Genomic DNA, 25,706 nt, shown 5'->3' on the forward strand with positions numbered 1-25,706 from the left:
ATTAACTATTCAGAGAACTTGTTGACAATTCCCAGCATCTCATCAGCTGCTTGAACAGCTTTAGTATTCATCCCATATGCTCGCTGCGTAATAATCATATTGCTCATTGAATCCGAGAGATCAACAGTTGAGTTTTCAAGGTGATATTGTTGGATCGTTCCTAAACCACCATTCAAGGATGTATTTAGTTGGGCACCATTAGCTAGCCGATACATATTATTACCCACAGCCTGCAGATTATTCGTGTTATTCGTACTATAAAGTGGGATCCGTCCCACTTGAACAGTCCGTTCGCCATCCTTGACATTAATACTCCCGTTAGCGTCAATTCTGACATTTCCCGCTGGCCAACGATTTTGTGGCACTGTTGTTTCAATTGATAAACGATAGCCTTGCTGGTTGACTAACTCACCATTACTGTTTCGATGAAAATCACCATCTCTAGTTAACAGCATATTATTATTCTGATCGTAAACTCCGAAAAAGCCTTGCCCCTCAACCGCTAAATCATACGGTGAAGCAGTATTCTGGAGGCTTCCCTGTGCAAAATTAATATTTTCTTGATTAACCTCTAAACCTTCATTCAAAGCTGTTCGCGTTGCTTGGGGGCTCAATCCGACCTCTTGCGTGCTGGTCTGATTGTTCAATAGTTCTTGGAAGGTGGTATCTCGATTCTTATAACCAATGGTATTAACATTGGCAATATTATTTGAAACGACATCCATACTTTTTTGCAAGCCGTTCAAACCCGACTTGTTAATCGATAACAGACTATTCATATTCATTGTTATGCTGACCTCATCCTTATATCTTTCCTAATTCATTTACTGCTTTGCCAAGTGTCTCATTATTAGAACTTAATATTTTCTGATTAGCTTCAAATTCGCGTCCTGTTTGGATCAGTGCAACCATTTCATCAGCAGTTGAGACATTCGATTGTTCCAGATATCCTTGGCGTACATCTGCACCTTGCAGCTGATTTCCCTGTGTATTACTAATAAAATATGTATTTCCGATATCTTGTAGTGCCTGTTGGTTATCAAAGGCTGTGACCTGAAAGTTTTGTTCACCTGATCTAGCTGGTTGACCAGCTGTATTCAAAACAGCGTAACCTTCTTGTGTTACATATTGATTTTGTCCATTGAGGTTAAAGTTACCATTTCTAGTGTAAGCAGTCTGGCCATTAGGCATTCTAACTGTAAAATAGCCGTCATTGGTAATTGCAAAATCTGTTGTTCTGCCAGTCTGGTGTAATGCGCCCTTTGTTTGATCAAGATATGAGCCATCTAGTTGATTGCCAAAGGTAAAGCCGCCAATCTCCGTTCTTTCATTTGCATTCGCCCCACCCTGATAGTTATGCAGCTGGGCTTCTTTGAGCGTGCTTTGAAACAGATGTTTAGCACGGTATCCTGTCGTATTAACGTTAGCAATGTTCCCACTGACGTTCTCCTGGCGTTTCTGCAGTATATCGATGCTTTGCCGTAATGTATCGAGTCCCCGGATCATGATAATTCCTCCTTGATTTGGTTCTTCAACTTAAGTATGATCTTGCCATGAATCTGCGAAACCCGTGCGATTGAAATATCTAAAATAGCCGCGATTTCTTTCAAGGTTGCTTCTTCTTCATAATATAAACTCAAGATCATCTGTTCTCGTTCTGATAACCCTTTGATACTATTCACCAATGCCCGTTTACGTTCTTCTTCTAAAAGCGTCTCCTCGCCATTTTCCGCTAATGGATCTTTAACAATATCCTGCAGTGAGATCCCCTCATCTGCATGTGAAAATAGGGTATCTTCAAGCGAAACACTGGCTAGATAATGGATACTATCATAGATTTTTCCTAACTGCTTTGCATCGATCTTCATTTCACGACAGATCTCAGCATCCGTTACCTCACGTTTTAAGCTCTGCTCTAAATCTTGTTTAACTTTATAAAACTGATTAACGATTGACATTTTATAACGTGAAATCTTTGAATGCTTCCGAATCTCATCAATAATCGCACCTTTGATTCGAATCATGGCATAACTCTCAAAAGGGACTTTTTTGGTCGCATCAAACTTTCTTAGTGCATCAATTAACCCAATTACACCAATATTGTATAAGTCACCATATTCATACTCGGTGCTTTTAACTGATATCCGATTAGCTACACGCTCAACTAACGGCAGATATTTCAACACCTCATCTTCTATGCTTGCCTCGTACATAAAACATCCCCCCTTCACGCCTAAAGCTTGCTTCTTCATAACGATACAATCACTTAGATATTAATATTGCCAACTGTCTCGATTCCAATTTCATTTGGGATCTCATTCAGCGAAAGAACAGCTACATTAGCATAATTAAACGAAATCAGCTTTCGAAAGGCTAATCTGATCTTAGGTGATGTCAAAACTACAAATGAAGTATCGTTGACCATCATTTCCTGCTGAATCTTACCAAGTGCGCTTAAAATACGGTTAACAGATTCCGGTTTTAGAACAGGGTATGAACCCGTTGCCGTCTTCTGAATACTCTGCATAATAAGTTCTTCCACTTTGGGATGGACTGTCACAACATTTAACTGGTTATTCTCATCCGAATACTTATTAGCAATCGTTCGTTTAAGTGCCTGTCTGACATACTCTGTTAAGACTTCTGTGTCCTTAGTAACAACACCGTAGTCAGCTAAAGTCTCCAAAATCGTTGCAAGGTCGTTGATAGGAATCTTCTCTTGTAATAAGTTCTGTAAAACTTTTTCGACTTCACCTAAACGTAAAATATCTGGGATCAGTTCATCGATTACAACATTATACTGGTCCTTAATCCCTTCAAGCAGTTTCTTAACTTCTTGTCGTCCCAGTAGTTCAGGTGCATGTGCATAAATGATTTCCTTCAGGTGTGTTGCAATTACAGTCAATGGTTCAATAATCGTAAAGCCTTGCAGATCAGCTGCTTCCTTATCTTTTTCATCGATCCACATCGCATCCAAGTTAAACGCTGGTTCTTTCGTTGGAATTCCCTTAAAAGGAAAGGGTTCATCGTTGGGACTGATAATCATAAACTTATCAGGGTAAATATCGCCCTTACCAACTTCATTTCCCCGAATTTTAATTGAATAATCGTTTGATTCAAGGTAAAGATTATCGCGAATTCGTACTGGATTCACAAGGATCCCCAACTCACGCGCCGTTTGCTTTCTAATTGAAACGATTCGACTCATCAAACTATTATCAACCGAACTATCAACGATTGGGATTAAGCCGTAACCAATTTCAATCGCAATCGGTTCAACCTGGAAGGAGGAAACTGATTCATCCTCATCCTGTGATTCCTTTTTACGTTGCAGTGCCAGTGTTTGTTCTTCCTTTTTACGTTGTTGAACTGCCTTTTCCTCGCGCTGCTTGACCATCATGCTGGCACCAAACATTGCTAGACCAATCAACATGAAAGGAATAAATGGGAAACCCGGTACGACTGACAGGATCATTAAAATAATTCCAACGATTCTAAACAACTGCGGATAACGAACCACATCACGCGCGATATCCAGCCCAAACGAACTATTATTATCTGAACGAGTTACGATAACCCCAGAAGCAATCGAAATCAGTAAGGAAGGGATGGCACTGACTAAGCCATCACCAATCGCCAACTTACCAAACTGGGAGAGTGCGTCTGTGACTGACATATCTCCTTTAACAGAGAAAATAATTGCACCACCGATCAAGTTGATCAGTGTTACCAAAATACTGGCGATCGCGTCCCCTTTAACAAACTTGCTGGCACCATCCATCGAACCATAAAAATCTGCTTCACGCTGCAGATCCTTACGGCGCTTGCGTGCATCTTCTTCATTGATTAAACCTGAGTTGAGATCAGAATCAATTGCCATCTGTTTACCAGGCATCGCATCCAATGTAAATCTGGCAGAGACTTCAGAAACACGACCGGACCCATTCGTTACAACTACTAATTGAACAACCATAATGATTACAAATAAAATAATTCCGACAATGTAATTACTGCCCGCAACAACATTGGCAAAAGCGTCAATTACATGACCACCATTTCCATTTGTCAAAATCAGCCGCGTTGACGACATATTCAATCCCAACTTAAACATCGTAGTAATCAATAATAACGTCGGGAATGTCGTGAATTCCAGAACAGATCTCGTAAACAGCGTTATTAAGAGAATATTCATCGCTACTGTCAGATTAATAACAATCAGAACATCTAAGATAGGTACTGGCAGTGGGATAATTATTAAACCAATAATTCCGACAACTAAAAACGAGACCAAGACATCAGCATAATTTAATTTTCTGCCACGTTTTTTCTTCTGGGCGGCCTTTTGCATGCGCTTAGTTCCTCCTTAAACTTGAATCAAACGATTAAATCTTATTTTTGCTTTCTTCTTCCAAGCGGTAGACTAAAGCAATAATTTCTGCGACAGATTCATACATTTCAACTGGTACAAACTGCCCCGGTTCCACTTTTTTATATAGAGCATGCGCTAAAGGACGATTCTCAATCATTGGGATATGTTCTTTGCGCGCTTCAGCTTTCATTCGTTGCGCTAACTGATCAGCACCTTTTGCCAACAGCATCGGTACCTCGTCTTTTTCAGGATCATACCTGATCGCCAAGGCAAAGTGAGTTGGGTTAGTAATCAAGACAGTTGCTTTCTTTACATTAGCCACTGCATTGCGAACCATTTCCTGATACTTCGCCTTACGTTGCGATTTAACTTGCGGGTCCCCTTCCATTTGCTTAAACTCTTCTTTGATCTCCTGCTTAGACATCCGCAGATTCTTAAGATGGGTATAGCGCTGATATGCGTAATCAGCTAACGAGAGTACTAATAATAAAATTGCAATCTTCAAGGAAAGATCCTTGGCAAAGTCCAAGACAAAAAACAAAATTTTATTTATCCCCACCGAGCTAAGATTAATTAAGATGGGAATCGTCTGAATAAACTTCTGATAACAGAAATAAGCGATCACACCGAACTTTACCAGTGTTTTAGCCATATTAAAGATTGAACGTAAGCCAAACATTTGTTTCAAGCCATTCCAAGGATTAATTTTCTTAAAATCCGGTTTTAACGGTTTAGCTGTGAATAAAAGCCCCACCTGCATCAAGTTGGCTAAATACCCAATCGCCATGCTGAGCGCCATAAAAGGCGCGCATAATAAGAAAATCATCAATACAGCCTGAATCCCCACCTTTGAGAGGTCGCGGTATTCAACCCGAAACCGGCCAATTTGTTGAATCATTTGTATCAGATACGGCATAAAGTGATTGAGAACAAACTCCCATGATGGCACCATAATAACCGCAAAAGCCAGCAAGGCCAGTGCTGCATTCAATTCCTGGCTCTTTGGTACTTCGCCTCGTTTGCGTGCGTCTTTCAAACGCTTGGCAGTCGGGCGTTCTGTTTTACCATCCTTATCTCCCATATCAACTTCTTACCTCGCTCGTTGAATCGATCTGACAAATTCCATCATATCAGCAATAGACTCAGCTAAATGTGTCCCTAAAAAGCTAGTCAAGTTCGGCAGCAGTAACAAGAAAATAATTAATGAAACAGCCGTCTTAACTGACAAACTCAGCATTAAAACATTGATCTGCGGGATCGACCGCGAGATAATTCCCAACACCAAGTCAATAACTAGCACTGAGACGACTAACGGCGCCGCCAAGCTCAAGGACATTGCAGCCATTCCAGCAAATAACTTCACGACTCCATCAACTGTAAAACCCCTAAGGACGATTGCCCCCAACGGTACTAGTCGAAATGATTCTAAGATGCCGTAAATCATCTGTTGGTGCAGATTCAACATAAAGAACACACATAATGCCAGCCAATAATATAACTTACCAAATTGTGAAGTCAGCATTTGCATCGTCGTATCATAGGCCTGTGCCATTGAGAACCCTACTTGAAAATCAATCATTTGTCCTGCCATCATTACAGCATTAAAAACTAGCTGGCTTAGATAGCCCATGGCTAGACCAAACAGAATCTCCTTAACTGCTGCTAACGAGAAAAGGATCATCGAGAGTTCTTTATACCCATGTACTGCTGGGAACGCCGACATAACTAGGCTAAAACCAACAACCATCTTGGCCATGTTAGGAAACCCGCGTTGCGAAAAAACCGGTCCAATGACAAGGAACGACATAATCCGGCAAAGAATCAACGCTCCCATCTGAACTTGGACCATTTTTTCACCCCACCTTATCCTCTTATAATGAAGAAATCATTTTAAAAATCGACTTAGTAAATTCTAAAAGGATATTCAGCATGAAGTTTCCCGCCAGAATCAATGTGATGAAGATTGCAATCAGCTTAGGAACAAAACTCAATGTTTGCTCCTGAATCTGCGTTGTCGCTTGAAAAATGCTAATTACAAATCCTACGATCATCCCCACCAGAACAGCTGGCCCTGAAATCAGAATGATTCGAATAAAAGCATCACGCACTACGTTTAAAACCATTTCAACTGTCATAAATCACGCTCAACTTCCTAGTAAAAACTTCTGATAAGTGACTCGACCAACAGATACCAGCCATCTACCATTACAAACAGTAGAATTTTAAATGGTAATGAAATCATTACCGGCGATAGCATAACCATCCCCATTGACATCAAGATACTCGAGACGACCATATCGATTATTAGAAATGGAATGAACAATAAGAATCCAATACTGAAGGCCGTGCGTAGCTCACTGATGATGAACGCCGGTGTCACGACCGTCATCGGGATCTTCTTATATGTTTTATAGTGATGCTTATCCTTAGACGCATCCAAAAATAACTGGATATCTTTACTCCTAGTCTGCTTATACATAAAGAGTTTAATACGATTTTCTGAGCGATCAAAAACTTGCTTTTGCGTAATTTCCTGTTTATTATACGGGACGATCGCTTCTTGATAGATATCCGTATAAACAGGTTTCATCGTAAAGAAGGTCAGAAACAGTGCCAATCCGATCAAAACCTGGTTCGGCGGATTCTGCTGCGTTCCTAAAGCACTGCGGGCAAATGACAAGACCATGATGATCCGGGTAAAGGAAGTCGTCATAACTAACAAAATAGGTGCAACTGATAAGAGTGTCAGCAGCAGGAACGTATTAATAATCTGATTAGACCCATTTCCACTTGATAACAAGTTATTAACTGTCGAAGTAACATCATTCGTACTGATCGCCAGCGCAGTAATAGGGAATAGGCTGAAACTGCCGCAAGCAGCTACCACTGTCGTCATCAGTATTGCTGTTTTCTTTCTCATTTGCGACTTCCTTTTTTATTTGCCAACTTCTTAGTAACTTTTTTCAAGATCTCTGTAAACTCCGGCTGTTCTTTTGACTGTTTCTTTTGATTGAGCGAAGCCACAAACTTTGCTGCTTCATCAGCCGTTAGCTCTTTTAAAATTTGATTTTGTTGTTCAGCAAAACTCATTACGTAATACTTATCAACAATCTGAACTACTCCGATCGAAGAGGTCTTGCTGACAGCGATCTTACGTAAAATTTGAAAAGTGTTATTTGTCTGATTAGTATATTTATTTAAGTATTTAAGTGAAATATTGATTAGATAGATAATAATCAGTAAAAAGACACTTACTTTAATTAGTGAGAAAAAAACCTCCATCAGCTGACCTCCTAGTCTCTATTGAACAACTAAGTCTGTTACAAATACTTCTTGAACGATTTGTTGTCCATAAGCACGGTTGATACTATCCTTCAATTCATTTTTCAAATTAGGAATACTGTCAGCCGAATTCAGAATATCTCCTGCTTTTTTCTGTCGCAACACATTGATTACACTGTCACGGACCACCGCAGTATTCTTCTTGATACTCTTGCTGTTATCATCATTTGCAACCAGCAATGAGAGAGAGACTCGTGCATATTTGTCTGTTCCCGAACCGTCATTGGCCAGATTGACCAAAAATTTCTTAACCGGCACAATAACCTGCTTACCAGATATTTTAGCTGTATTGGTGCTCTCCTTAGCTGCTTCAGTCTTCTGATTCGAGAGGATCTTAGAAGTTAGAATAGTTCCCCCAACACCACCGCCAACAGCAATGATCAGAATCAACGGTATGATAATGAGCCACTTGATCCCGCCTTTTTTACGTCCTTCTGTTTCTTCATTTTCCTTTGCCATATCTCACCCAACTCTATCTCTTAATTTCTTGTATCCTTTGGCAGCTGTTGAAAAATCTTTTGCCGATACTCAATGATCAAGTCTACGATCTCAGCAGCTGACTGTTTAACGATCAACGTCTTGCCATCAGTCAGAATTATTACTGTATCCGGAGTTTCTTCAACGCGGTAGATTAAATCTGGATTCAGATAAAACTGGCTGCCATTCATTGATACTAAAGCAATCATATACATCCACTCCCTTTATAGAAGCTGACTTTGGTTACTAACACTTGCCTAAAATACTACTTAGAATTACTTACTATCTCTTTAAATTGATCAATTCCTGTAACATTTCATCTGATGTCGTAATACTACGTGCATTTGCCTGGTAGGCTCTATTAGCGATGATCATTTCAGTAAATTCATTTGAAAGATCGACATTAGACATCTCAAGTTTGCCTGATTGGATATTACCACTACCATTTGCACCAGCCTGACCAAGTGTTGCTTGCCCGGAGTTGGCAGTGGCAGCATAGTTATTACCACCCATTTTTTGCAAACCACCTGGGTTAAAGAAAGTTGCTAATTCAATTTTGCCAAGTACATAAGTCTGACTGCCATATTTGGCACTAACTGTCCCATTTTCATCAACGGCTAATGAGTTATTGCTGTAGTTTTGTCCGCCGGCATTAGGTGGCACTGTGATCGAGCTCGCTGCTCCACTGAAACCTGGATTCCCCCCTTCAACTTGAGGTCCCCCTGTCGTTGCATAACCCATAACTTTAAGTCCGTTAGAGTTGACTAATGCACCATCAGCATCCAACTTAAATGAACCATCCCGTGTGTAGTAATTCGCACCATCATTGTTACGAACTACAAAGTAACCTTCACCACCAATATACAAGTCAGTTGGATTCCCAGTTGATTGCGGTGCCCCAGCCCCTGTTGATGTATCGATCGAACCAGTTTGAACACCGAGGCCGATTTGTTTACCATTGATCCCACCATTATTAGTACTTGGTGCAGTTGCATTTGACATCGTTTGGCTAACCATGTCTTGAAAAGAGACCCGACTAGACTTGTAGCCTGTTGTATTAACATTCGCAATGTTATTTGAGACAACATCCATCTTAGTCTGTAAATTTTTCATTCCACTAACGCCTGAGTAAAGTGATCTTAACATTATTATTCCTCCTATATATGTGCTGCATTTTCTTCTAGCATTCCGAAAACGCAATAGCTTCTTTTCAGTCCAGCTATTTAATTACTTGATAAACTTGATACTATCAATATTTGTTACCGTATTGATCTCCTGCTTATTCAAAGCCGTAATAATTGTGCGATTATGGATATTAGCAATTAAACCCATATCCTTGTACATCAGTAGTGATTCCCGACTACCCTTGTTCTCCAGCTCAGTTAAAGCAGCACCAATCTGTTGATAATCATCATTTTGCAGATGCAACTTACGTGTATCCAATCGTTTACGTGCATGGTTCGAAAGCTTAACACTTTGCTTCTTCTCATCTAATACTTTAGTAAATAATTCTGCTGTTTGGCGCTTTTTAGCTGAAACGCCATGATACCGTGCCGTACCTGCCGTTCTGTCAACCTGTGAAATCGTCATTGGCATTGCTTGAATCACCCGACCTCATTCAATGTGCTCATGCTATATTCCTTGTTATTGACAACAAGCGTGGCATATCCATTGTTGAAACGTACTTTATCGACTTTACCGGAAATATTTCCGCTCCCATCATTGAGAGTGACATTCTTTCCCAAAAGATTGAAAGCTTCTTGTTGCTGCATGATCATTACTGAACTCGTCAGGTTCTTACCCATCGCATTCAACTGATCAAGTGTTGTGAATTGTGCAAGCTGTGAAACATAATCTGTTCCGCCACCACTACCGCTGCTCGAATCACTCCCGCTCATTGAAGGATTACTCATTGAAGCTGCCATAATTTTTAGAAAAGACTCCATGGAAACGCCCGAGGAATTCTTAGTCGTATTATAAGCTGTCGCATCAGCAGCTGATGGAATAACATCTGAAATTGCATTATTCATTAGTTTTGCCTCCCTTATTATGCAAGAATGCTTATCGTACTTTTGCTTTTTTCTTCTTTAGGTGCTTCTTTCACTTTTTGAGCAGCCATTTTTTCTTGATAAAGACTGCCTTTAGCTCGATGCTTAAGCAGTTGCTGCCCAAACTGGCGCTGCGAAGATTGCTGGTTCATCAGGTCCATCTGTAATGAATCAAAACCATTTGCTGCCGGTGCAGCTGGTTTTGAGGTAACGTCATTTCCACTGACGTCTTGATTCTTCAAAACCTGTTCTAATTTAGTTGAGATCGATTCAAGTAACTGCTTAGTATGTTCGCTTTGCACTTTAAACTCTAAACGAACTTGTTGATCAGTAACACTCAATGATACTCTGACCTTACCTAAGTTTTCAGGCAGTAATTGTAACGTCATCGACTTGCTTGTCCCAGCTGCTGTCGTTTTTAACCCTTGCACAATCGGTCGCGTTATTTCAGATGCCTGCGCGGCCGTCAAAAGATTCTTACTCCCAATAGTTGCTGCCGTCGGAGTAGTTGCTGGTGCTGGAGTAGTCAGCGTCGCTGATCGTAAATCAACTGTAAGTGGATTTTGGGTCTCAGCCCGTGTAAGTTTTGCAACTACGACTTGTTTAATAATTTCCGGCGACGTAACGGTTGCCTGCGCGGCTGTACTCTGAATAACTGTTTTTTGAGTAATATCCGTATCAGCTTGTATTTCAACTGGCGCAGAAATTTTTTCAGAAACTTTTTCTGCTTTATTTTGTGGTATAGAAGGTGCAGATTGTGTACTATCTGAAACTATCGTTGGTGCTACTGGTGAACCATTATTTTCGCTTAATTTAATAATTCCCGCTTTAGAATTTTTTTCAGTTGAAACTTTTTCACCTTGGTTGTTACTGCCTTCAACAGTTTGTGGTACGGTTGTTTGTTTTGTCACCGGCGTATTAGCTGCTTTAGAGTCTGGATTTTCCCCAACCTTATTGGCAGCATTATCAGGCTGTGACACTGCTTTAGCGGCTGCTCCAGCTTGGGTACTACCAGCTGTATTAGCTGGACTAGCAGTTTTATCACTTACTGGCGTGCTGTCAGTTTGAACTTTAGCACCTGCTACTGCCAATGTTTGATTTTCCTTATCAGCCGCAGCAGTTTGACCTTTAATTGTCGGCTCAGTAGGTGAGATAGTCTCTTTAACTGTAGCAGCTGCTGGCAAATCCTGAACGGCTGTCTCTTCTTTGCTAACTGCCTTATCAGTAACTAACTTCTGCTTATCGTTTTCAGACTCAGACTGTTGTGCCTTGTTGACATCTGCTTGCTGGCCGGTTGGCTTAACACTAGCTGACGCAGTAGTTGTTTGTGGTTGCTCACCACTCACAGTTGGAGTCTTCCCAACTTCATTTGATTGTTCTTTTTTATCACCAGATATTATGGCGGTCGGTTCATTAACAGCATTTACAACTGCTTGTTGTTGCTTATGTTGGTCGGTCTGCCCCGTAGTCTTAGCAACTTCTTCTGTTCCATCAGCAACTTGGACTTGTCCTTTTTTAAGATCCGCAGTTGGGGCTACTTGGATATCAGCAGTAGTATTAAAAGCAGCTCCGGCAATTAAGTCAGCTGGTGTATCTTTCAGCTTCTCTTTATCTTTCTCATCTACTGGGCTTGTTTGCTGTTCTTGAGAATCAGCTGTCTTCGTTATTTGCTTCTTAGAAGTTGTCTTACCGTTAACTGCTTGCTGTTGATCTTTCGGATCATCCTTCGCCGCATTAAATTGTTGCAGCAGTTGCTTAAAGTTTTCAGGTTGATTCCTAGTCGTGTCGGTCTTGAGTCCCGCTTGTTTAGCCGGCATCGCCATAACATCCTTTGCACTAATTTTTTGCATTTATTCACCTCCTTTCAAATTAAAAATAAACTTCAAACTTAAAAAGCAATTTTAGGGCGGTTCCCCATCTCATCGAGCTGCTTTTGTTCTTCATGCTTAACCTCTTGGAGATACACTACCCGTTGTTTCTCCTCCAGTTTTTCAAGTACTTTTCGTTCTTGCTGTGCCTGGATGACCTCTTGCAAAGCAGCCTCTGCCTTAGCCTGGAGATCAAGCGACTCTGTCTTGATCTCTCCCATACGCCGATCTAATTCAATAAGATAACGCTGTTGAACCTGCATTCTTCCAACCGATAATTCACTAACATCCATTAGGTTGAATTTTTCAGCTCCTAACTGCACCATCTGTTCTTCCCTATCTGCCAGTGCATGTTGTAGAACCGTATATCGTTGTTTGACCTGTTGTTCATTTTGTTTACGAAATTCAAGAATATTCTCCAACGAAAATTTAAAACGTTTGATAAGTTATCCCCCCAATAGTTACTGCCGACTCTCTAACGATGCTGTTTCATCAAATAAACTATTTAATTGACTTAATGTCTGCTGATACTCTGCATGTTCATCAACCTTTTGACAGAGAAAATCATCAATCGGATGATGTAAAGAGATGGCATAATCAATAACTGCATTAGAGCCAGCTTTATACGCGCCAATATCAATCAAATCTTTTGAATCTGCATAGACAGACATGTTCTCGCGCAGTTCACTCGCATGTTGGTAATGTTGTTCATCGACCAATGCTTTCATCAGCCGGCTTAAACTATTTTGCACATCGATCGCTGGATAATGATTGTGTGCCGCTATTTTACGCGAAAGAATGATATGACCATCAAGAATCCCACGAACAGCATCTGCAATTGGTTCATTCATATCATCACCTTCAACTAAGACCGTATAAAAGGCTGTGATTGAGCCTTTACTAGACGTTCCACTACGTTCAAGCAGTTTAGGTAAAGCAGCAAAAACGGATGGGGTGTAGCCTTTCGTTGTTGGTGGCTCACCTGTTGATAAGCCTATTTCACGCTGTGCCATCGCAAAACGCGTTACTGAGTCCATCATCAAGACAACTTTTTTGCCTTGGTCACGGTAATACTCAGCAATCGCTGTCGCAACGTGAGCACCCTTTAGCCGAACCAGTGGAGGCATATCAGAAGTTGCACACACAACGACCGACTTGCGATACCCCTCTGGCCCCAAGTCATTTTCGATAAATTCCCGTACTTCACGACCACGTTCACCAATTAGACCGATCACAATGACATCTGCCTCACAGTACTTGGCAATCATCCCCAACAGCGTACTTTTTCCAACACCGCTTCCTGCAAAGACACCTATTCGTTGGCCTTCGCCAACTGTCAGTAGCCCATCGATCGCTCGAACTCCAGTACTCAAAACCGTCTCGATCTTTTTACGTTCGAATGGATCTGGCGAATCTTGGATAACTGGATAGTCCGTCATTTGGCTTCGATCAAGATTCTTATCAAGCGGACGCCCTAAGCCGTCAAGCGTGTGCCCTAACAAATCATCGTTGACTTTAACTGTCAGGACTTTTCCCGTCGCTTTAACTAGGCAACCGGGCCCGATCCCTTCAAGTTCATCTAGTGGCATTAACAGAACCGTCTCTTTGATAAAACCGACGACTTCGGTTAGAGCAATCTTCTTGCCGCCGCTAAGCAGCACCTGACAAACCTCACCCATAAAGACGTCCAGACCTTCGACCTTAATAATCAAACCAACGATTTCACTGACTTTACCGTAAGAAGTATAAAAGTCATGTTCTTTAGCTTGTTCAAGATAATCATTCAGATTTAACTTAAATTTCATAATAATCACTCAGTTTCTTCTACTTGCTGCAGAAATTTGTGCAACTCTTCTTGCAAATCAAATGTCTCCAACGATTCCGTCGACTCAACTGTTACTTCATATGCTGAAAGGCTTGCATTATCCAACACGATGTACCGTAAATTAGCTATTTCCTTTTTCTTAGCTTCCATCTTTTTCACTAAAACTTCGTGATACCGTGGATGAGCATGGATCGTAATAACCTGGTCTGGTTTTTCAAGTTTGAACAGGATTGGCTCAAGCAAGGGCATCAATTCTTCCGGTTTTTCATCCAACTCATGTTTTACTAGTACTTCAGCCATTTCAACTGCAAAAGATATAATCTTTTTTTGCTCTGCAGCAAGATAATCCTTTGTACTGGCAATTGTTTCTGTTAGATTAGCCTGTGCTTGTTCAGTTAAAGCTTGCGCAGCCTTTTGACCTTCAAGCATCCCTGCTTCATAACCATCTTGATATCCTTTTTCCTGCCCCGCCTTATAAGCAACTTCTTTGATCTGGCTGGCTTCTTTCTGTGCACTGCCAAGGATCTGTTGCTTAATGATCTCCATGCTTTTTTTCTGACTATCACTTAAAACCGCTGCGGTATCCCCACCAGTGTCTTCTACCTTTTTTTTCTTAATGTGCGGCTTAGGGATCTCAGCTTTCGTGACGATCGCTTTTGTTTTCTTATTCTTAGAAATATTGGTTTGCTTCAACAGGTTATTACTTGATAACTGCATCCTGCTCCCCTCTTCCGATATAGATCTCACCGGCTTCATCTAATTTACGAATAACTCCAACAATCGTCTGCTGTGCTTCCTCAACAGCTGATAGACGTGTTGGTCCCATGAATTCAAGTTCCTCCTTCAAGTTCTCAACCGCACGGCTGGAGAGATTCTCGAAAATAAAGCTCTGAATATCATCTGTGGTGCCCTTCAATGCCAATACAAGAACATCATTATCAACATCGCGCAAGACCTTTTGAACATCCATCTTCTCAAGTGTGATAATGTCTTCAAAGGTGAAGAGGCTAGCCTTAACTTCACTTGCCAACTCAGGCTGGCGAACATCCAAATCATTAATAATATTTTTCTCAGTACTACGACTAGCTGAATTCAAAATATCTACAAGGGTATGTACCCCGCCGACATTCTCAGTATCATTCTCAGCATAATTTGAAAATTTATTCTCAATAACTTTCTCAATTCGTTTAACGATCTTGGGTGATGTGCTTGTGATCGTCCCGATCCGTTCCGCAACATCTACCTGAAAATCCGTTGGAAATTGTGACAAAACTTCAGCTGCTTTATCTGGCTGCATATAACACATAATCAAAGCAACTGTCTGTGGATGTTCATCGACCAGTAAATTGACCAGCTGTTGTGTATCAGCCTTGCGTGCGATATTAAAAGGCCGTTCCCGTAGTTGGATCTGGTTTAAAAGATCAATGATCTCCTTAGCTCTTTGCGGTCCCAAGGCTTGGTTCAGCAAGTTTTTTGCATAATCAATCCCACCATCCAATACATACTGTTTAGCTGCCGCAGTGTTTACAAACTCTTCTAGTACCTTTTCACGCTGGTCAGGGCTGACCGCATCCGTGTTAGCAATCTCATAACTTACTTTCTGGATAAAGCTTTCCGGAAGCAACTTCATAATCTTAGATGATGTTTCCGACCCAAGCGAAATCAATAAGATTGCTGCTTTTTTTATACCTTCAATTGAATCCATTCCGCTTACCTCACATCTATTTTTCTTTCATCCACGCTTTAAGCAGATCAGCTACTTCTTCAGGATGTTTATCAGCGTATTCTTTGGCCTTTTGATCCTTGTCTTTTTGTTCTTTTTCTCGTTTAGCCGTAAGAGCCTTGGCCTTTTTCTCTTCAGCTGATGGCTCTGCTGGTTGTACTGCTGGTGTTTCTTCAACTTCTGGCTGTGTTACATCTGCTTCATCTTCGTAATACTCTTCTTCAGCGTTTTTACGTCTTCTCCGGATAAGAAGCACCGTCGCTAAGATTGCTCCTAATAAGACAAGCACACCTGCTCCAATGCCGACATACAGCCAGGTATTTGTTTTTTTCTTCTTAGTCTTCGTATTATCATTTGTCTTCTTCCGGTGATGGACAAAATCAATTCCTTGAACATTGATTGCATCCCCTCTATTCTGGTCAAAACCAATAGCTGAGGAGATCAATGTTTTGATCTGATTTTGGTCTTCTGGCGATAAATCCCCGTTAACAATAACCGAGCTTGTCATTCGTCTAATAGACCCGGGAGCACTGATAACCTTAGTTGTCTGTGTATCCAATTCATTATTAACACTGCGACTATAAGAACCGTTATTGTTACTGCTGCTACTACTTCCTGTAACATTAGACGCATTATTATTTGCTTCACCAGTCTGTGTATTTTGTGTTCCTTGACCATTTCCGGTCGTTTGAACATTTTCACTTCTGATTTTAGGATTGTTATATGTAACCATTTTTCTTTCGATCGAGTCGAAATTCAAATCAAGGTTGACTGACACACGAAGCTTGTTAGTACCGTATATAGGTTGCAAAAGTTTATTAACTTTGCCTTCAAGCATCTTTTCGTAGGCTTTTTTAATCCCCATATATTTTGTACTGTAGTTCGACATTTGATTGTCTTCACTGCTTCCGCCAGACAACACCTGTCCATTACTATCAACGACTTTTACATTTTGTGGACTAAGGTTTTCAACTGCCCCTGCTGTCAAAGCAACGATTCCTTGTACTGCAGAGTCGGAGATCCCACTGCCCTTAAGCGTCAAAACAACTGATGCTTTGGCTTTCTTTTCTTTTCCATCATCATCGAAAACACTCTGCTTAGGTGTTACCAGCATTACTTTGGCCTTCTGAACCTCGTTAAGTGACTCAATAGCACGCTCTAGTTCACCCGTCACTGCCCGTTGGTACATCACCTTGCGATCTTCATCCGTTGTCATTACATTCGTGTTATCAAAAAGTTCAAATCCAGTAGAACTACTTGGTAACTTATTATCTACGGCCAAGTCGATTCTGGTTTGATCCACTTTAGTTTGATCAACCATGATCGTCTTTCCATCATCAGTCAGCTTGTATGGAACATTCTCGTTCTCTAGCTCTTTTGTAACTGTTCCCGCGTCTGCATCGCTCAAGTCTGTAAACAACACTCCATATTGAACACGGGTATTCAGATAATAAACAATACCAATAACAACAAAGATACTAATCAGAGCAAGCGACAACGATATTTTTTTTATACGACTTTGGGATTGCCAGCGATCTTTCAGCCGGCCAAACCCGTCTTTCAATTTATCAAACACTTAGTCATTTCCCCCAATAGAGCCTAGAATTGCATATTCTTGAGATCGTTATATGCATCGAGGCACTTGTTTCGTACCTGAACCGCTGTTTGCAGCGACAATTGGGTCTCAGTCATTTTGGTCATAATACTCCCTAAATCACTCTGATCTCCCCTAATCATGTCAGTCGTTCCTTGGTCCATAACTTTCATATTGTTATTCAAACCAGAAATTGCATTTGTTAGATAATCGCTAAACTGTTTCCCACTATCTTGTGTTCCTAAAACAGAAGATTTATTCAAATCAGTTGCAGTAGCTAACGTTTTCTGGTAGTTCTGTAAACCTGAAGCACTACTTAGTCCGTCCATGTTCCACCCTCATTTCCCTTATTCTTTCGATATCTCTAATGCTTTCTTCAGCATTGTTTTGTTCATCTCAGCAGCTGAAGTATTAGCTTCATATGTCCGCATAGCCTGGATCATGTCAACCATCTCATCGGCCATATTTACATTCGACATTCTGACATAACCGTTTTGATCCGCATCTGGATTGGAAGGATCATAGCTGGTCTTTTCGGTATTATCTGTCTGCATGCCTGTTACTTTAACCCCATAACTTTGGGGTGATCCTTGCAGCTGTGTTCCTGTAGCATCTGTTCCTTGCGCATTCTTTAGGTTCTCAGCAAACTCTACTGATTTGCGCTTATACGGTCCACCTTCAGGGGTTCTCGTTGTATTTACATTCGCGATGTTAGTTGAGATCGTATCTAGCTTTAATCGTTCCAATGCTAAGCCACTTGTGTTGATTGCTAAGCCGTTAAAAATACTCATCAGTTTCTACCTCTTCTCTAGTGATTCAAGACGTAATTCATCATCTGGTAACGTCCATTCAACTGTGAAACCAAAGCACTATAGTACAAACCATTAGTAGCTTGGTTCATCATCTCAACATCTAAGTCAACATTATTGCCGTTCTTCTTAACACTTGTATCGGTGTTTGTCGTAATGGCAGGTGTTACAGTCTCTGATGCTTGGAGATGTTTCTTATTCGTTGTTGCCAATTTAAAGCCATCTGCTCCCATGGCTTTATTCAACTGGTTTTCAAAATCAACGCGCTTAGCTTTATAGTTAGCTGTGTTCACATTCGCAATATTGCTTGAGATAAGCTGTGACCGTGTTGTTGAAACATCCATCGCCTGTTTTAATAAATCATATGCAGCCATCTGGTTTCCTCCTGTAATTAATTAGCAAAGACTTTTATTTATTTTTCTGATAATATTTAACATTTTACATTTAATAAAGTTTATTTTCAACAATACTTAGGAAAGTATACTTGAAAGTAAAATTTTTTTCAATATCAAAAATGCTTTCAAAACAAGGTATCTTATAAGAACAAACACAAAGAAGTCTAGTTCTTAATTAAAATCTAACTTATAGTACCGTTCGCATAAACGTATAATATTGAGAATATTTTATTCTTATTTCTAATAGTAATCATTATTTTATACTTAAAAGGATGTAATATAACTCATTTACAAACGTTAAAAGCGTTTTTCGCCTATTGATTATTACTTTATCCGTTATTTATTACCCGCTAAATTCAAGACTAGAATTATGGTTATAAAACATCCGCCTTAAGTTTTAGAATATTTCAACCGATACAGTACGTATATGCATGTATTGTCACTTAGTTTTAGGAGGAATCAGTAATGGACTTGTTCTTATTCATCGGAATATTTTTAGGAGTTGGTGCTATCGTAGTTGGGATGGTGGCCAAAGGTGCGAGCATAGCCGTTTTAATTAACCCTGAAGCGGTTATCATTATCTTTGTCGGAATAATTGCCGCTATCATCAATTCTTATCCTAGCAAGGAATTAAAAAGAATCCCCAAGATATTTGGCGTCTTGGTGAAGAACCAGCATTATGACTATGTGGGTATTATTCAAGAAATAGTTGAAATGTCTAACACAGCCCGCCGCGATGGTCTCTTGGCCTTGGAAGATCCAGTCCAAAATTTAGAAAACCCATTTTTAAAAACAGGTCTTGAAATGGTCGTCGATGGAATTGAACCTGAACAGATTCGTGAAATCATGGAAAATGAAATCGACGGAATTGAAGAACGGCACCGTGTTGGAGCAGGAATCTTCAAAACGGCCGGCAGTACATCACCAACACTTGGTGTTTTAGGCGCTGTTATCGGTTTAATAGGTGCATTGGGCAACTTAAATAACGTTAATGCATTGGGTGAATCAATTTCATCTGCCTTTGTCGCAACCCTCTTTGGGATCTTCTTCGGATATGTTATCTTGATCCCGTTCAGCTCGCGTCTAACTGTTAAGTCTGAACAGGAAATGCAAGCATTAACGATTATCCTTGAAGGAGTTATGGCAATTCAAGCTGGGCAATCTTCTAAGAGTATCGAAAAGAAACTGTTTAGCATGCTTGGTCCGAGTGACCGTGGTGATCAGGAAGATAAAGAAGACGAATAAGGGGTGTTGAAAACCATTGAAGAAGAAGAAAAAAGAAGAAGAAGTTGACGAAGGCTGGCTGCTGCCTTATTCCGATATGCTGACACTTCTGCTGGCACTATTCATCGTTTTATTTGCAATGGCAAAAGTTGACGATAAGAAATTTCAGCAAATCAAAACTGAATTCAACTCTATCCTCTCCACACGTTCTGGCCCCGGATCCGATTCAATTATCGGAACCAAAGCAGTTGTAAAACAGGAAAAAGGAAAAAACTCCAGTAGTGAAGCCCACGCGTTGGCCCAAGAAGCCCAAGCGCGGCGCCAATTGGAAACCAAACAACTGGAGAATGTAAAGCAGCAATTACAGACTGATTTTACACAAGCTAATTTACAAAACGACGTTAGTGTCACTTTACAAAGTGATGGGATCCATATAACGATGAATAGTAACGCGCTATTTGCTTCAGGCAGTGCAGATCTCACTCCTGAAGTGCAAAAAGGCTTAGACGGGCTCTCACCGCACTTGCAAACTCTAAGCAATAATCCCGTTATAATTGCTGGTTATACAGATAATGTTCCTATTAGAAAAAATGGTCGGTTTGCGTCTAACTGGAACCTAAGTGCTGAACGGGCAATCTCTGTAATGAACTTTTTTGTCTCTAAGAAAGTCTTTGCTGAAAATAATGTCTCAATTCAAGCTTATGGCGAAAACAAACCTAAGGCTTCAAATGATACTTCAGACGGACGTGCACAAAATAGACGTGTTGAAGTAATTATCCAACGGGTTAACAGTTAGCAGACCTTGTTAGCTCAAAAAATTTCTCTGCTAAATTAGCAGCTAAAGATAGTTCTAAAAAGAAGGCAGCAAAACTTTTGTTTTGCCGCCTTCTTTTTGTTAGCTATTTATTCAGTGTAGCTTCAATACATTCCACCAACTAGTTGTATCTGGCTAACTACAAAACACTCCATACTATTACTCATTACTTATCTCTAAAAGCTCAATACCTATCGCCTTGTCTCACACTTTTACCACTAACTAATAGCTTTCTTCAATAATGGTTTCAAACCTAACTTCTCCTCTTGATAGTAATTTCTACAATCGGCTGTCCACTTCTAATTTAGTTCACTCTGTCAGTATGAATAAAGTTATTTTATAACGTTCATTTTACCCTCTGTTATCCTCAGCCTTATTTGTTCTTCCTAGCAAAAAAAGGAGCTAAGCCACCTCAAATGGCTTAACTCCTTAGTAAAAACTTATTTACTGGCTAAACAGTAAACTTATTCGTGTTCTTCTTCAACGTATCTGCTACGTCTTTCAAATCACTCACGTGGTTCGTAAATTCATCCATTGTTGCCAAAACTTCTTCTGAATTTGCTGATACCTCTTCAGTTCCAGCAGAGTTTTCTTCAGTCGAAGCAGAAATGTTTTCTAGGTTCCCCAGCACTTCTGTCTGAACTTTTCCAATCTTTTGACTTGAAACAAACATTTTCCCTATACCATCAATTATCTCCTGATTACTTTGGAAAACCTTTTGGGTTGACTCGCCCGAATGTTTCATCCTATTTGTTAGCTTATCGCTATCTGCAATTGATTCTGTCGTTTGTTGTACCATTTCAGCAGATTGAGCACGAATTTTTCCAACAATTCCTTCAATTTCTTTCGTTGACGCTTTACTTTGCTCTGATAATTTTCTAATTTCTGTAGCCACAACTGCAAAACCTTTTCCTGACTCGCCAGCAGTTGCGGCCTCAATTGATGCATTTAGTGCCAATAAATTTGTTCGATGTGAAATATCGTTGATAACATTAATAATCTTAGTGATATTTTGAATATTATCATCCATATTTTGAATTCTTTTCATCAATTGTTTTAATTTAGCTAATTCAGCATCCCATCCAGTCGATATATCATCTACAATTTCTATATTCTCTTTATTAAGTTCTTTTGAAACATTTGATATGTCGGCCAAATGTTCAGCATTTACTTGTGCCTCTCCCATAACATCAGTCAAGCTTTGCATTTTCTGAACACTCTTTTGTGTTTCTTGTGCTTGTGAACCTGTTACTTCCGCTATGCCGGTAATCGTTTGTGCAACTTCTTCAGTCGCAGTATTAGTTTGTTTCGAAAGTTCCAGTAACGAATCAGCTTTTGCAGCTACCTTATCACTTTGCCCCTGAACTTCTTGGATTAAATTACCAATTGAAAGAACCATCTTATTATATTGAGCTGAAATCTGGTTAATCTCATTACCATTTTCATCCGGTGCGACATTCTTAGCTGCCAGCGATTTGATTCCAAAATGTACATCCTTACCCGCTTCAGTCGTTTTAATAGGCACGATTTCACCTTCACTACCACGTTTAAAGTACGAAGCGAAGAATGCAAGTGTCTCTCGAATCAACTTAGTTGTAAAGATCGTCACTAAAGCTACTAAGATCAACATAATAACCGCGACGATCGCAGTTGTTATAAGCAATGTCCCCAATTCTTTGTTCAAATCATTTTTTTCTACCTTAGAGTATGCCCAAACTGTGCTGCCAGGATAAAGTTTATCATAAGTAATTTGGCTAACACTGTTCGAATTGGATAAGTCGATTCTGCCGCTTGTCTTATCAGCCTTTACCATCTTCTTGAATAATTCAGATTTGCTGATATCATCTCCAGTATTATAACCATCTGAGTGGGATGGATCACCAGTTGCGATAACACGACCATTTTTCGAAAGCAGGTTGACACTTCCCGTTCGCCCAATCTTTAAGGCTGAGGCTGTCTGCTGAACATTCTTAAATGAGACATCTATACATAATACACCACTCTGGCCTTGTCCATTATGAACTGTGATAGATGCCGTCGTTACATAATCACCTGAAGTTGCATCTTTATACGGCTCTGTCCAATGAACAGTCCCACTATCTTTAACAGCACCTTTATACCATGGTCTTGTTCGTGGGTCAAAACCTGCGGGTACTTTCTTAAAGGTTATCATTTTACCATCTGAAGTTGCGAAAGCAACCGTCCGGATACTTGCATTTCCTTCTTTAGCAGCTAATAAATCATGCCGAATATTTTTTAAATCAAAATTTGATTTAAAAACAGCTAATTTAGAAAGATTCTTCAAATTTGTTTCAGTTGTTTGGCGCATATTCTCCGTTGAAGCTAAAACAACTGCTGTTGCACTTTGCTTATTGATCATATTTCGACTAATCAATAATTTTTTTGTAGCTATGTACGGACTGATTGACATTATTAAAACCGGAATAAATGCAATCAGCAACAGCATTAATGTAACTACTTTGTTAATACTTTTGCCCTTACCGCGTTTCATTGAAACTCCCCCTAAGATTTTATACAAGAAACGATCGGTTTCCTTAAGAAGTTCACTTGTCATCTATTCTCTAAAAAGAGTCAGCTATCCAAGGCACTCAAACAGTAACCTTTTTCTTGTCTATATAGTGGTTATCGGTTTAAATAATTAAAAAATTAAGGGGGATAACAAAAATAAGCAGGGAAACTACTGTGCTTTCTCAAACACATTTCCCCACTTTAAAGTAATATTAGGTCTTTTAATGCTCTGAAAAGAACTCATTCAATGCTGTTCCCGTTCTTGATGCCGGAACTTCCATTGCTGCCTGTGGATGTCCACTAAACGTAATTTTCCCACCATAAATACCTGCAGCTGGTCCAACATCAATTAACCAATCGGCTGCAATTACAACATCCAAATTATGTTCAATAATAATTACTGTATTCCCCTCCTCAACTAGCTCATTGAATAGTGCGATCAATCTTTGTGTATCTTTTAAATGCAACCCTGCTGTTGGCTCATCCAAGAGATAAATCTGTCCTTTTTTGTCCAATTCAAAAGCTAGTTTTAAGCGCTGTAACTCACCACCTGATAAGGTTGTTAAAGGCTGGTCTAAGGTTAGATATGCTAATCCTACTCTACTTAAATTCATTAACTTATCCTTCAACTCAGGAAAAGCTGCAAAAAAGGTTATTGCCTCCTTAACAGGTAACGCTAAAACTGCTGCAATATTTTTTCCTTGATAGAGATACTGTAAAGCTTCATTACTGTAGCGCTTACCATGACATAATTCGCAGACTTGTACGACCGGATCCATAAATGCCATATTAGTAATTGTCACACCTTTACCCTTGCAGCGGGGGCAAGCTCCCTTGCTATTATAGCTAAAAAGCTGGGTTGAAGCGTTGTTAGTTTTAGCAAATAAACGGCGAATATGATCTAGGATATCTAAATAAGTCGCGGGAGTTGAACGAATATTTACACCCAATGGCGTCTGTGCCAAATCAACGTAATCAATCTTTAGACTCTGTTTGAGTGCCGTAACTAAAGAGCTTTTCCCCGAGCCAGCGACCCCTGAAACAACAGTCATGATTCCTAAAGGAAAAGATGCGGTAACATTTTTCAGGTTATGCAGTGTAATATTCTTTAACCGTAGTTCGCCTTGCGGAACTCTGCCTTCGCTAAAATGCCGTGGCTTTTTGAGCCACTGTGCCGTTAACGTCTCAGATTGCAGTAATTCCGCATATGTTCCGTTAAACGTAACCTGTCCACCATTTTTACCCGCGCCAGGCCCTATCTCAACAAGATAATCCGCAAAAGAAATCAGTGCGGGGTTATGTTCAACAATTATGATCGTATTTCCCTTTTGCCGCAACTGCATCAAAGCTTGCTTTATTAACTTAATATCATGTGGATGCAATCCTACACTGGGTTCGTCTAAAATATAGACCATATCCGCCAAAGAACTCGTCAAGTACTTAGCTATCTTTATACGCTGCGCTTCCCCACCTGATAAGCTACCCGTATTGCGATCAAGGCTTAAATACCCTAATCCGATGTCAATCAATGATTGAATTTTAGTTTTTAACTCACGTATTACATCAACTGCTAGTGGTGCTGTAATATCTTCCAAAAAATTCATTACATGCAAGAGATCCAGCTGTGTAACCCGGGAAATATTATAACCATTAATCTTGTTTGAAAGTGCTTGTCTATTCAAGCGCTGTCCATGACAAATTGGGCAGATTTGCCGTTGGACGATCTCCGCAAGTGCTTCTTTATGGTGCTTACCTTCTTTACTGTAAAGGATCGAACGTTTGATTCGCGGAACTAAGCCTTCATATTTAGCTGATTTATACCAACCTTCTGGCGGATTGATCAGTTTCTTCTGCGGCGCATGCATTAAAAGTTCATATTCAGCCTCCGTATATTCCGCCAGTGGCTTATTGTTATCAAATAAGCCACTGTTAGCGTACCTTTTCCAACGCCAAGTCCCCGGTTTAAAACTAACAAAGGAAATAGCCCCTTCATTTAACGATTTATTAGGGTCGATCAGCTTTTTTTCATTAAGGTTGTCGATATACCCCAGTCCTTGACATTCAGGGCACATACCTTGTGGTAGATTAAATGAAAAAGTATCTGAATACCCCACAAAAGGCTCACCGATCCGCGAGAATAATAACCGTAACAATGAATATATCCCTGTATATGTTGCCAAGGTTGAACGAGCATTCCCAGTCAATCGTTTCTGCTCGATCACAAGTGCCACCGGTAAATGGCTGATCTGACCTACATGCGGCTGTCCAAACTTGGGAAGGTATTGTTGTGTAAAACTCGGAAAGGTTTCATTTAGTTCACGTCGTGACATTGCTGCCACCGTGTCAAAAACAAGCGATGATTTTCCTGAGCCTGACAGACCCACAAAAACAGTAATTTTTTGTTTAGGGATCTTTAAACTAATATGCTGCAAATTATTCTGCCAAGCATCTTTGACTTCAATAAAACCGTTTTTAAAAAGTTCCTCGTTCTTCATGCCTAACCCTCCAAGTAATGATTTATTTATGTGTATTAATATATTGACACTAAAACTTGGAGAATTCAAATAACTGTCTTTGATATAATTACGCCCTCGTTATCTTTAGAGCTCAAAAAGGGGCTGTGCCAAAAGTTAAGTTTTGCACAGCTCCTTTTTTATTCCGTATAAACGTGTTCCATAAGTTAAAATTC

Annotated in this window: 27 protein-coding genes; 2 read left to right on the forward strand and 25 right to left on the reverse strand. The window is 40.1% G+C overall.

Annotation, left to right across the window (positions count from 1 at the left end; translation table 11 throughout):
• Nucleotides 1–5 precede the first annotated feature (5 nt).
• The 23 genes from FC81_RS03815 to flgB all read right to left on the reverse strand — a co-directional run bounded on the left by FC81_RS03815 (nt 6) and on the right by flgB (nt 18,429).
• A complete protein-coding gene (locus FC81_RS03815) occupies nt 6–785 on the reverse strand; it encodes a flagellar hook-basal body protein (protein ID WP_057743154.1) in 780 nt (259 codons plus the stop codon).
• Nucleotides 786–804: 19 nt separating this feature from the next.
• On the reverse strand, nt 805–1,506 hold the full coding sequence (locus tag FC81_RS03820) for a flagellar hook-basal body protein (protein WP_057743156.1): 702 nt from the start codon (nt 1,504–1,506) through the stop codon (nt 805–807).
• Entirely contained in the window at nt 1,503–2,213 is a 711-nt protein-coding gene (locus tag FC81_RS03825) for a sigma-70 family RNA polymerase sigma factor (protein ID WP_057743157.1), read from the reverse strand. Before FC81_RS03825 ends, FC81_RS03820 begins: the two co-directional genes overlap by 4 nt.
• 53 nt (nt 2,214–2,266) lie before the next feature.
• Nucleotides 2,267–4,348, reverse strand: a complete 2,082-nt coding sequence (gene flhA / locus FC81_RS03830) for a flagellar biosynthesis protein FlhA (RefSeq protein ID WP_057743159.1) — start codon at nt 4,346–4,348, stop codon at nt 2,267–2,269.
• Between the two features lie 34 nt (nt 4,349–4,382).
• The gene (gene flhB, locus FC81_RS03835) at nt 4,383–5,450 is read right to left on the reverse strand and encodes a flagellar biosynthesis protein FlhB (protein ID WP_057743161.1); all 1,068 of its coding nucleotides are present in this window, start codon (nt 5,448–5,450) and stop codon (nt 4,383–4,385) included.
• Nucleotides 5,451–5,459: 9 nt separating this feature from the next.
• Complete coding sequence (locus FC81_RS03840) at nt 5,460–6,218, reverse strand: flagellar biosynthetic protein FliR (protein WP_057743163.1); 759 nt, start codon at nt 6,216–6,218, stop codon at nt 5,460–5,462.
• A gap of 22 nt (nt 6,219–6,240) precedes the next feature.
• Nucleotides 6,241–6,504, reverse strand: coding sequence for a flagellar biosynthesis protein FliQ (fliQ, locus tag FC81_RS03845; protein ID WP_057743164.1), 264 nt, complete (start codon nt 6,502–6,504; stop codon nt 6,241–6,243).
• Between the two features lie 17 nt (nt 6,505–6,521).
• Nucleotides 6,522–7,265 carry a flagellar type III secretion system pore protein FliP gene (gene fliP, locus FC81_RS03850; protein ID WP_187327406.1) on the reverse strand — a complete coding sequence of 248 codons (744 nt, stop codon included), beginning with the start codon at nt 7,263–7,265 and terminating at the stop codon, nt 6,522–6,524.
• Between the two features lie 20 nt (nt 7,266–7,285).
• On the reverse strand, nt 7,286–7,651 hold the full coding sequence (locus FC81_RS03855; protein WP_057743168.1) for a flagellar biosynthetic protein FliO: 366 nt from the start codon (nt 7,649–7,651) through the stop codon (nt 7,286–7,288).
• An 18-nt stretch (nt 7,652–7,669) separates the two neighbouring features.
• Nucleotides 7,670–8,170: a flagellar basal body-associated FliL family protein gene (locus tag FC81_RS03860; protein WP_057743169.1), complete on the reverse strand. Its 501-nt coding sequence runs from the start codon at nt 8,168–8,170 to the stop codon at nt 7,670–7,672.
• A 20-nt stretch (nt 8,171–8,190) separates the two neighbouring features.
• Nucleotides 8,191–8,397: a flagellar FlbD family protein gene (locus FC81_RS03865; RefSeq protein ID WP_057743171.1), complete on the reverse strand. Its 207-nt coding sequence runs from the start codon at nt 8,395–8,397 to the stop codon at nt 8,191–8,193.
• A 73-nt stretch (nt 8,398–8,470) separates the two neighbouring features.
• Nucleotides 8,471–9,334, reverse strand: a complete 864-nt coding sequence (gene flgF, locus FC81_RS03870; protein WP_057743173.1) for a flagellar basal-body rod protein FlgF — start codon at nt 9,332–9,334, stop codon at nt 8,471–8,473.
• An 81-nt stretch (nt 9,335–9,415) separates the two neighbouring features.
• Nucleotides 9,416–9,784 (reverse strand): flagellar protein, encoded by a 369-nt coding sequence (locus FC81_RS03875; protein WP_057743346.1) that lies wholly within the window; start codon nt 9,782–9,784, stop codon nt 9,416–9,418.
• An 8-nt stretch (nt 9,785–9,792) separates the two neighbouring features.
• The gene (locus tag FC81_RS03880; protein ID WP_057743175.1) at nt 9,793–10,218 is read right to left on the reverse strand and encodes a flagellar hook capping FlgD N-terminal domain-containing protein; all 426 of its coding nucleotides are present in this window, start codon (nt 10,216–10,218) and stop codon (nt 9,793–9,795) included.
• A gap of 17 nt (nt 10,219–10,235) precedes the next feature.
• Complete coding sequence (locus tag FC81_RS03885) at nt 10,236–12,086, reverse strand: flagellar hook-length control protein FliK (protein ID WP_057743177.1); 1,851 nt, start codon at nt 12,084–12,086, stop codon at nt 10,236–10,238.
• A 38-nt stretch (nt 12,087–12,124) separates the two neighbouring features.
• The gene (locus FC81_RS03890; protein WP_057743179.1) at nt 12,125–12,526 is read right to left on the reverse strand and encodes a flagellar export protein FliJ; all 402 of its coding nucleotides are present in this window, start codon (nt 12,524–12,526) and stop codon (nt 12,125–12,127) included.
• A gap of 39 nt (nt 12,527–12,565) precedes the next feature.
• Nucleotides 12,566–13,909 (reverse strand): flagellar protein export ATPase FliI, encoded by a 1,344-nt coding sequence (gene fliI / locus FC81_RS03895; RefSeq protein WP_057743349.1) that lies wholly within the window; start codon nt 13,907–13,909, stop codon nt 12,566–12,568.
• Nucleotides 13,910–13,914: 5 nt separating this feature from the next.
• Entirely contained in the window at nt 13,915–14,646 is a 732-nt protein-coding gene (locus FC81_RS03900; protein ID WP_057743180.1) for a FliH/SctL family protein, read from the reverse strand.
• Nucleotides 14,630–15,634, reverse strand: coding sequence for a flagellar motor switch protein FliG (fliG, locus tag FC81_RS03905; protein ID WP_057743182.1), 1,005 nt, complete (start codon nt 15,632–15,634; stop codon nt 14,630–14,632). Before fliG ends, FC81_RS03900 begins: the two co-directional genes overlap by 17 nt.
• A gap of 16 nt (nt 15,635–15,650) precedes the next feature.
• Nucleotides 15,651–17,228 carry a flagellar basal-body MS-ring/collar protein FliF gene (fliF, locus tag FC81_RS03910; RefSeq protein ID WP_057743184.1) on the reverse strand — a complete coding sequence of 526 codons (1,578 nt, stop codon included), beginning with the start codon at nt 17,226–17,228 and terminating at the stop codon, nt 15,651–15,653.
• A 23-nt stretch (nt 17,229–17,251) separates the two neighbouring features.
• A complete protein-coding gene (gene fliE / locus FC81_RS03915) occupies nt 17,252–17,575 on the reverse strand; it encodes a flagellar hook-basal body complex protein FliE (protein WP_057743186.1) in 324 nt (107 codons plus the stop codon).
• An 18-nt stretch (nt 17,576–17,593) separates the two neighbouring features.
• Nucleotides 17,594–18,037, reverse strand: a complete 444-nt coding sequence (gene flgC, locus FC81_RS03920) for a flagellar basal body rod protein FlgC (RefSeq protein ID WP_057743187.1) — start codon at nt 18,035–18,037, stop codon at nt 17,594–17,596.
• Between the two features lie 17 nt (nt 18,038–18,054).
• Nucleotides 18,055–18,429: a flagellar basal body rod protein FlgB gene (flgB, locus tag FC81_RS03925; protein ID WP_057743189.1), complete on the reverse strand. Its 375-nt coding sequence runs from the start codon at nt 18,427–18,429 to the stop codon at nt 18,055–18,057.
• A gap of 486 nt (nt 18,430–18,915) precedes the next feature.
• On the opposite strand from flgB, the gene motA reads away from it, so the two are divergent.
• Together motA and FC81_RS03935 are read left to right on the forward strand one after the other, a co-directional pair.
• Nucleotides 18,916–19,695: a flagellar motor stator protein MotA gene (motA, locus tag FC81_RS03930; RefSeq protein ID WP_057743191.1), complete on the forward strand. Its 780-nt coding sequence runs from the start codon at nt 18,916–18,918 to the stop codon at nt 19,693–19,695.
• 16 nt (nt 19,696–19,711) lie between these two features.
• Nucleotides 19,712–20,470, forward strand: coding sequence for an OmpA/MotB family protein (locus FC81_RS03935; RefSeq protein WP_057743193.1), 759 nt, complete (start codon nt 19,712–19,714; stop codon nt 20,468–20,470).
• A 469-nt stretch (nt 20,471–20,939) separates the two neighbouring features.
• On the opposite strand, the gene FC81_RS03940 is transcribed toward FC81_RS03935, so the two are convergent.
• Both FC81_RS03940 and FC81_RS03945 read right to left on the reverse strand, forming a co-directional pair.
• Nucleotides 20,940–23,000 carry a methyl-accepting chemotaxis protein gene (locus tag FC81_RS03940; RefSeq protein ID WP_162254813.1) on the reverse strand — a complete coding sequence of 687 codons (2,061 nt, stop codon included), beginning with the start codon at nt 22,998–23,000 and terminating at the stop codon, nt 20,940–20,942.
• Nucleotides 23,001–23,238: 238 nt separating this feature from the next.
• On the reverse strand, nt 23,239–25,512 hold the full coding sequence (locus FC81_RS03945; protein ID WP_057743194.1) for an ATP-binding cassette domain-containing protein: 2,274 nt from the start codon (nt 25,510–25,512) through the stop codon (nt 23,239–23,241).
• Between the last annotated feature and the right edge of the window lie 194 nt (nt 25,513–25,706).

This window comes from Liquorilactobacillus capillatus DSM 19910 (genome assembly GCF_001434915.1).
GTDB classification, from domain to species: domain Bacteria; phylum Bacillota; class Bacilli; order Lactobacillales; family Lactobacillaceae; genus Liquorilactobacillus; species Liquorilactobacillus capillatus.

Bases quoted from the DNA above. Each gene is read 5' to 3' on its own strand.
- FC81_RS03900 (WP_057743180.1), bottom strand. From the start codon at position 14,646: ATGCAGTTATCAAGTAATAACCTGTTGAAGCAAACCAATATTTCTAAG.
- FC81_RS03945 (WP_057743194.1), bottom strand. From the start codon at position 25,512: ATGAAGAACGAGGAACTTTTTAAAAACGGTTTTATTGAAGTCAAAGAT.
- fliP (WP_187327406.1), bottom strand. From the start codon at position 7,265: ATGACGACAGTGGTAGCTGCTTGCGGCAGTTTCAGCCTATTCCCTATT.
- motA (WP_057743191.1), top strand. From the start codon at position 18,916: ATGGACTTGTTCTTATTCATCGGAATATTTTTAGGAGTTGGTGCTATC.
- FC81_RS03840 (WP_057743163.1), bottom strand. From the start codon at position 6,218: ATGGTCCAAGTTCAGATGGGAGCGTTGATTCTTTGCCGGATTATGTCG.
- flgC (WP_057743187.1), bottom strand. From the start codon at position 18,037: ATGAGTATTTTTAACGGCTTAGCAATCAACACAAGTGGCTTAGCATTG.
- fliI (WP_057743349.1), bottom strand. From the start codon at position 13,909: ATGAAATTTAAGTTAAATCTGAATGATTATCTTGAACAAGCTAAAGAA.
- flgF (WP_057743173.1), bottom strand. From the start codon at position 9,334: ATGTTAAGATCACTTTACTCAGGCGTTAGTGGAATGAAAAATTTACAG.
- flhA (WP_057743159.1), bottom strand. From the start codon at position 4,348: ATGCAAAAGGCCGCCCAGAAGAAAAAACGTGGCAGAAAATTAAATTAT.
- FC81_RS03825 (WP_057743157.1), bottom strand. From the start codon at position 2,213: ATGTACGAGGCAAGCATAGAAGATGAGGTGTTGAAATATCTGCCGTTA.
- FC81_RS03860 (WP_057743169.1), bottom strand. From the start codon at position 8,170: ATGGCAAAGGAAAATGAAGAAACAGAAGGACGTAAAAAAGGCGGGATC.
- FC81_RS03865 (WP_057743171.1), bottom strand. From the start codon at position 8,397: ATGATTGCTTTAGTATCAATGAATGGCAGCCAGTTTTATCTGAATCCA.
- fliG (WP_057743182.1), bottom strand. From the start codon at position 15,634: ATGGATTCAATTGAAGGTATAAAAAAAGCAGCAATCTTATTGATTTCG.
- FC81_RS03815 (WP_057743154.1), bottom strand. From the start codon at position 785: ATGAATATGAATAGTCTGTTATCGATTAACAAGTCGGGTTTGAACGGC.
- fliE (WP_057743186.1), bottom strand. From the start codon at position 17,575: ATGGACGGACTAAGTAGTGCTTCAGGTTTACAGAACTACCAGAAAACG.
- FC81_RS03940 (WP_162254813.1), bottom strand. From the start codon at position 23,000: ATGAAACGCGGTAAGGGCAAAAGTATTAACAAAGTAGTTACATTAATG.
- FC81_RS03880 (WP_057743175.1), bottom strand. From the start codon at position 10,218: ATGAATAATGCAATTTCAGATGTTATTCCATCAGCTGCTGATGCGACA.
- FC81_RS03820 (WP_057743156.1), bottom strand. From the start codon at position 1,506: ATGATCCGGGGACTCGATACATTACGGCAAAGCATCGATATACTGCAG.
- FC81_RS03855 (WP_057743168.1), bottom strand. From the start codon at position 7,651: ATGGAGGTTTTTTTCTCACTAATTAAAGTAAGTGTCTTTTTACTGATT.
- fliQ (WP_057743164.1), bottom strand. From the start codon at position 6,504: ATGACAGTTGAAATGGTTTTAAACGTAGTGCGTGATGCTTTTATTCGA.
- FC81_RS03875 (WP_057743346.1), bottom strand. From the start codon at position 9,784: ATGCCAATGACGATTTCACAGGTTGACAGAACGGCAGGTACGGCACGG.
- flhB (WP_057743161.1), bottom strand. From the start codon at position 5,450: ATGGGAGATAAGGATGGTAAAACAGAACGCCCGACTGCCAAGCGTTTG.
- FC81_RS03885 (WP_057743177.1), bottom strand. From the start codon at position 12,086: ATGCAAAAAATTAGTGCAAAGGATGTTATGGCGATGCCGGCTAAACAA.
- flgB (WP_057743189.1), bottom strand. From the start codon at position 18,429: ATGGCTGCATATGATTTATTAAAACAGGCGATGGATGTTTCAACAACA.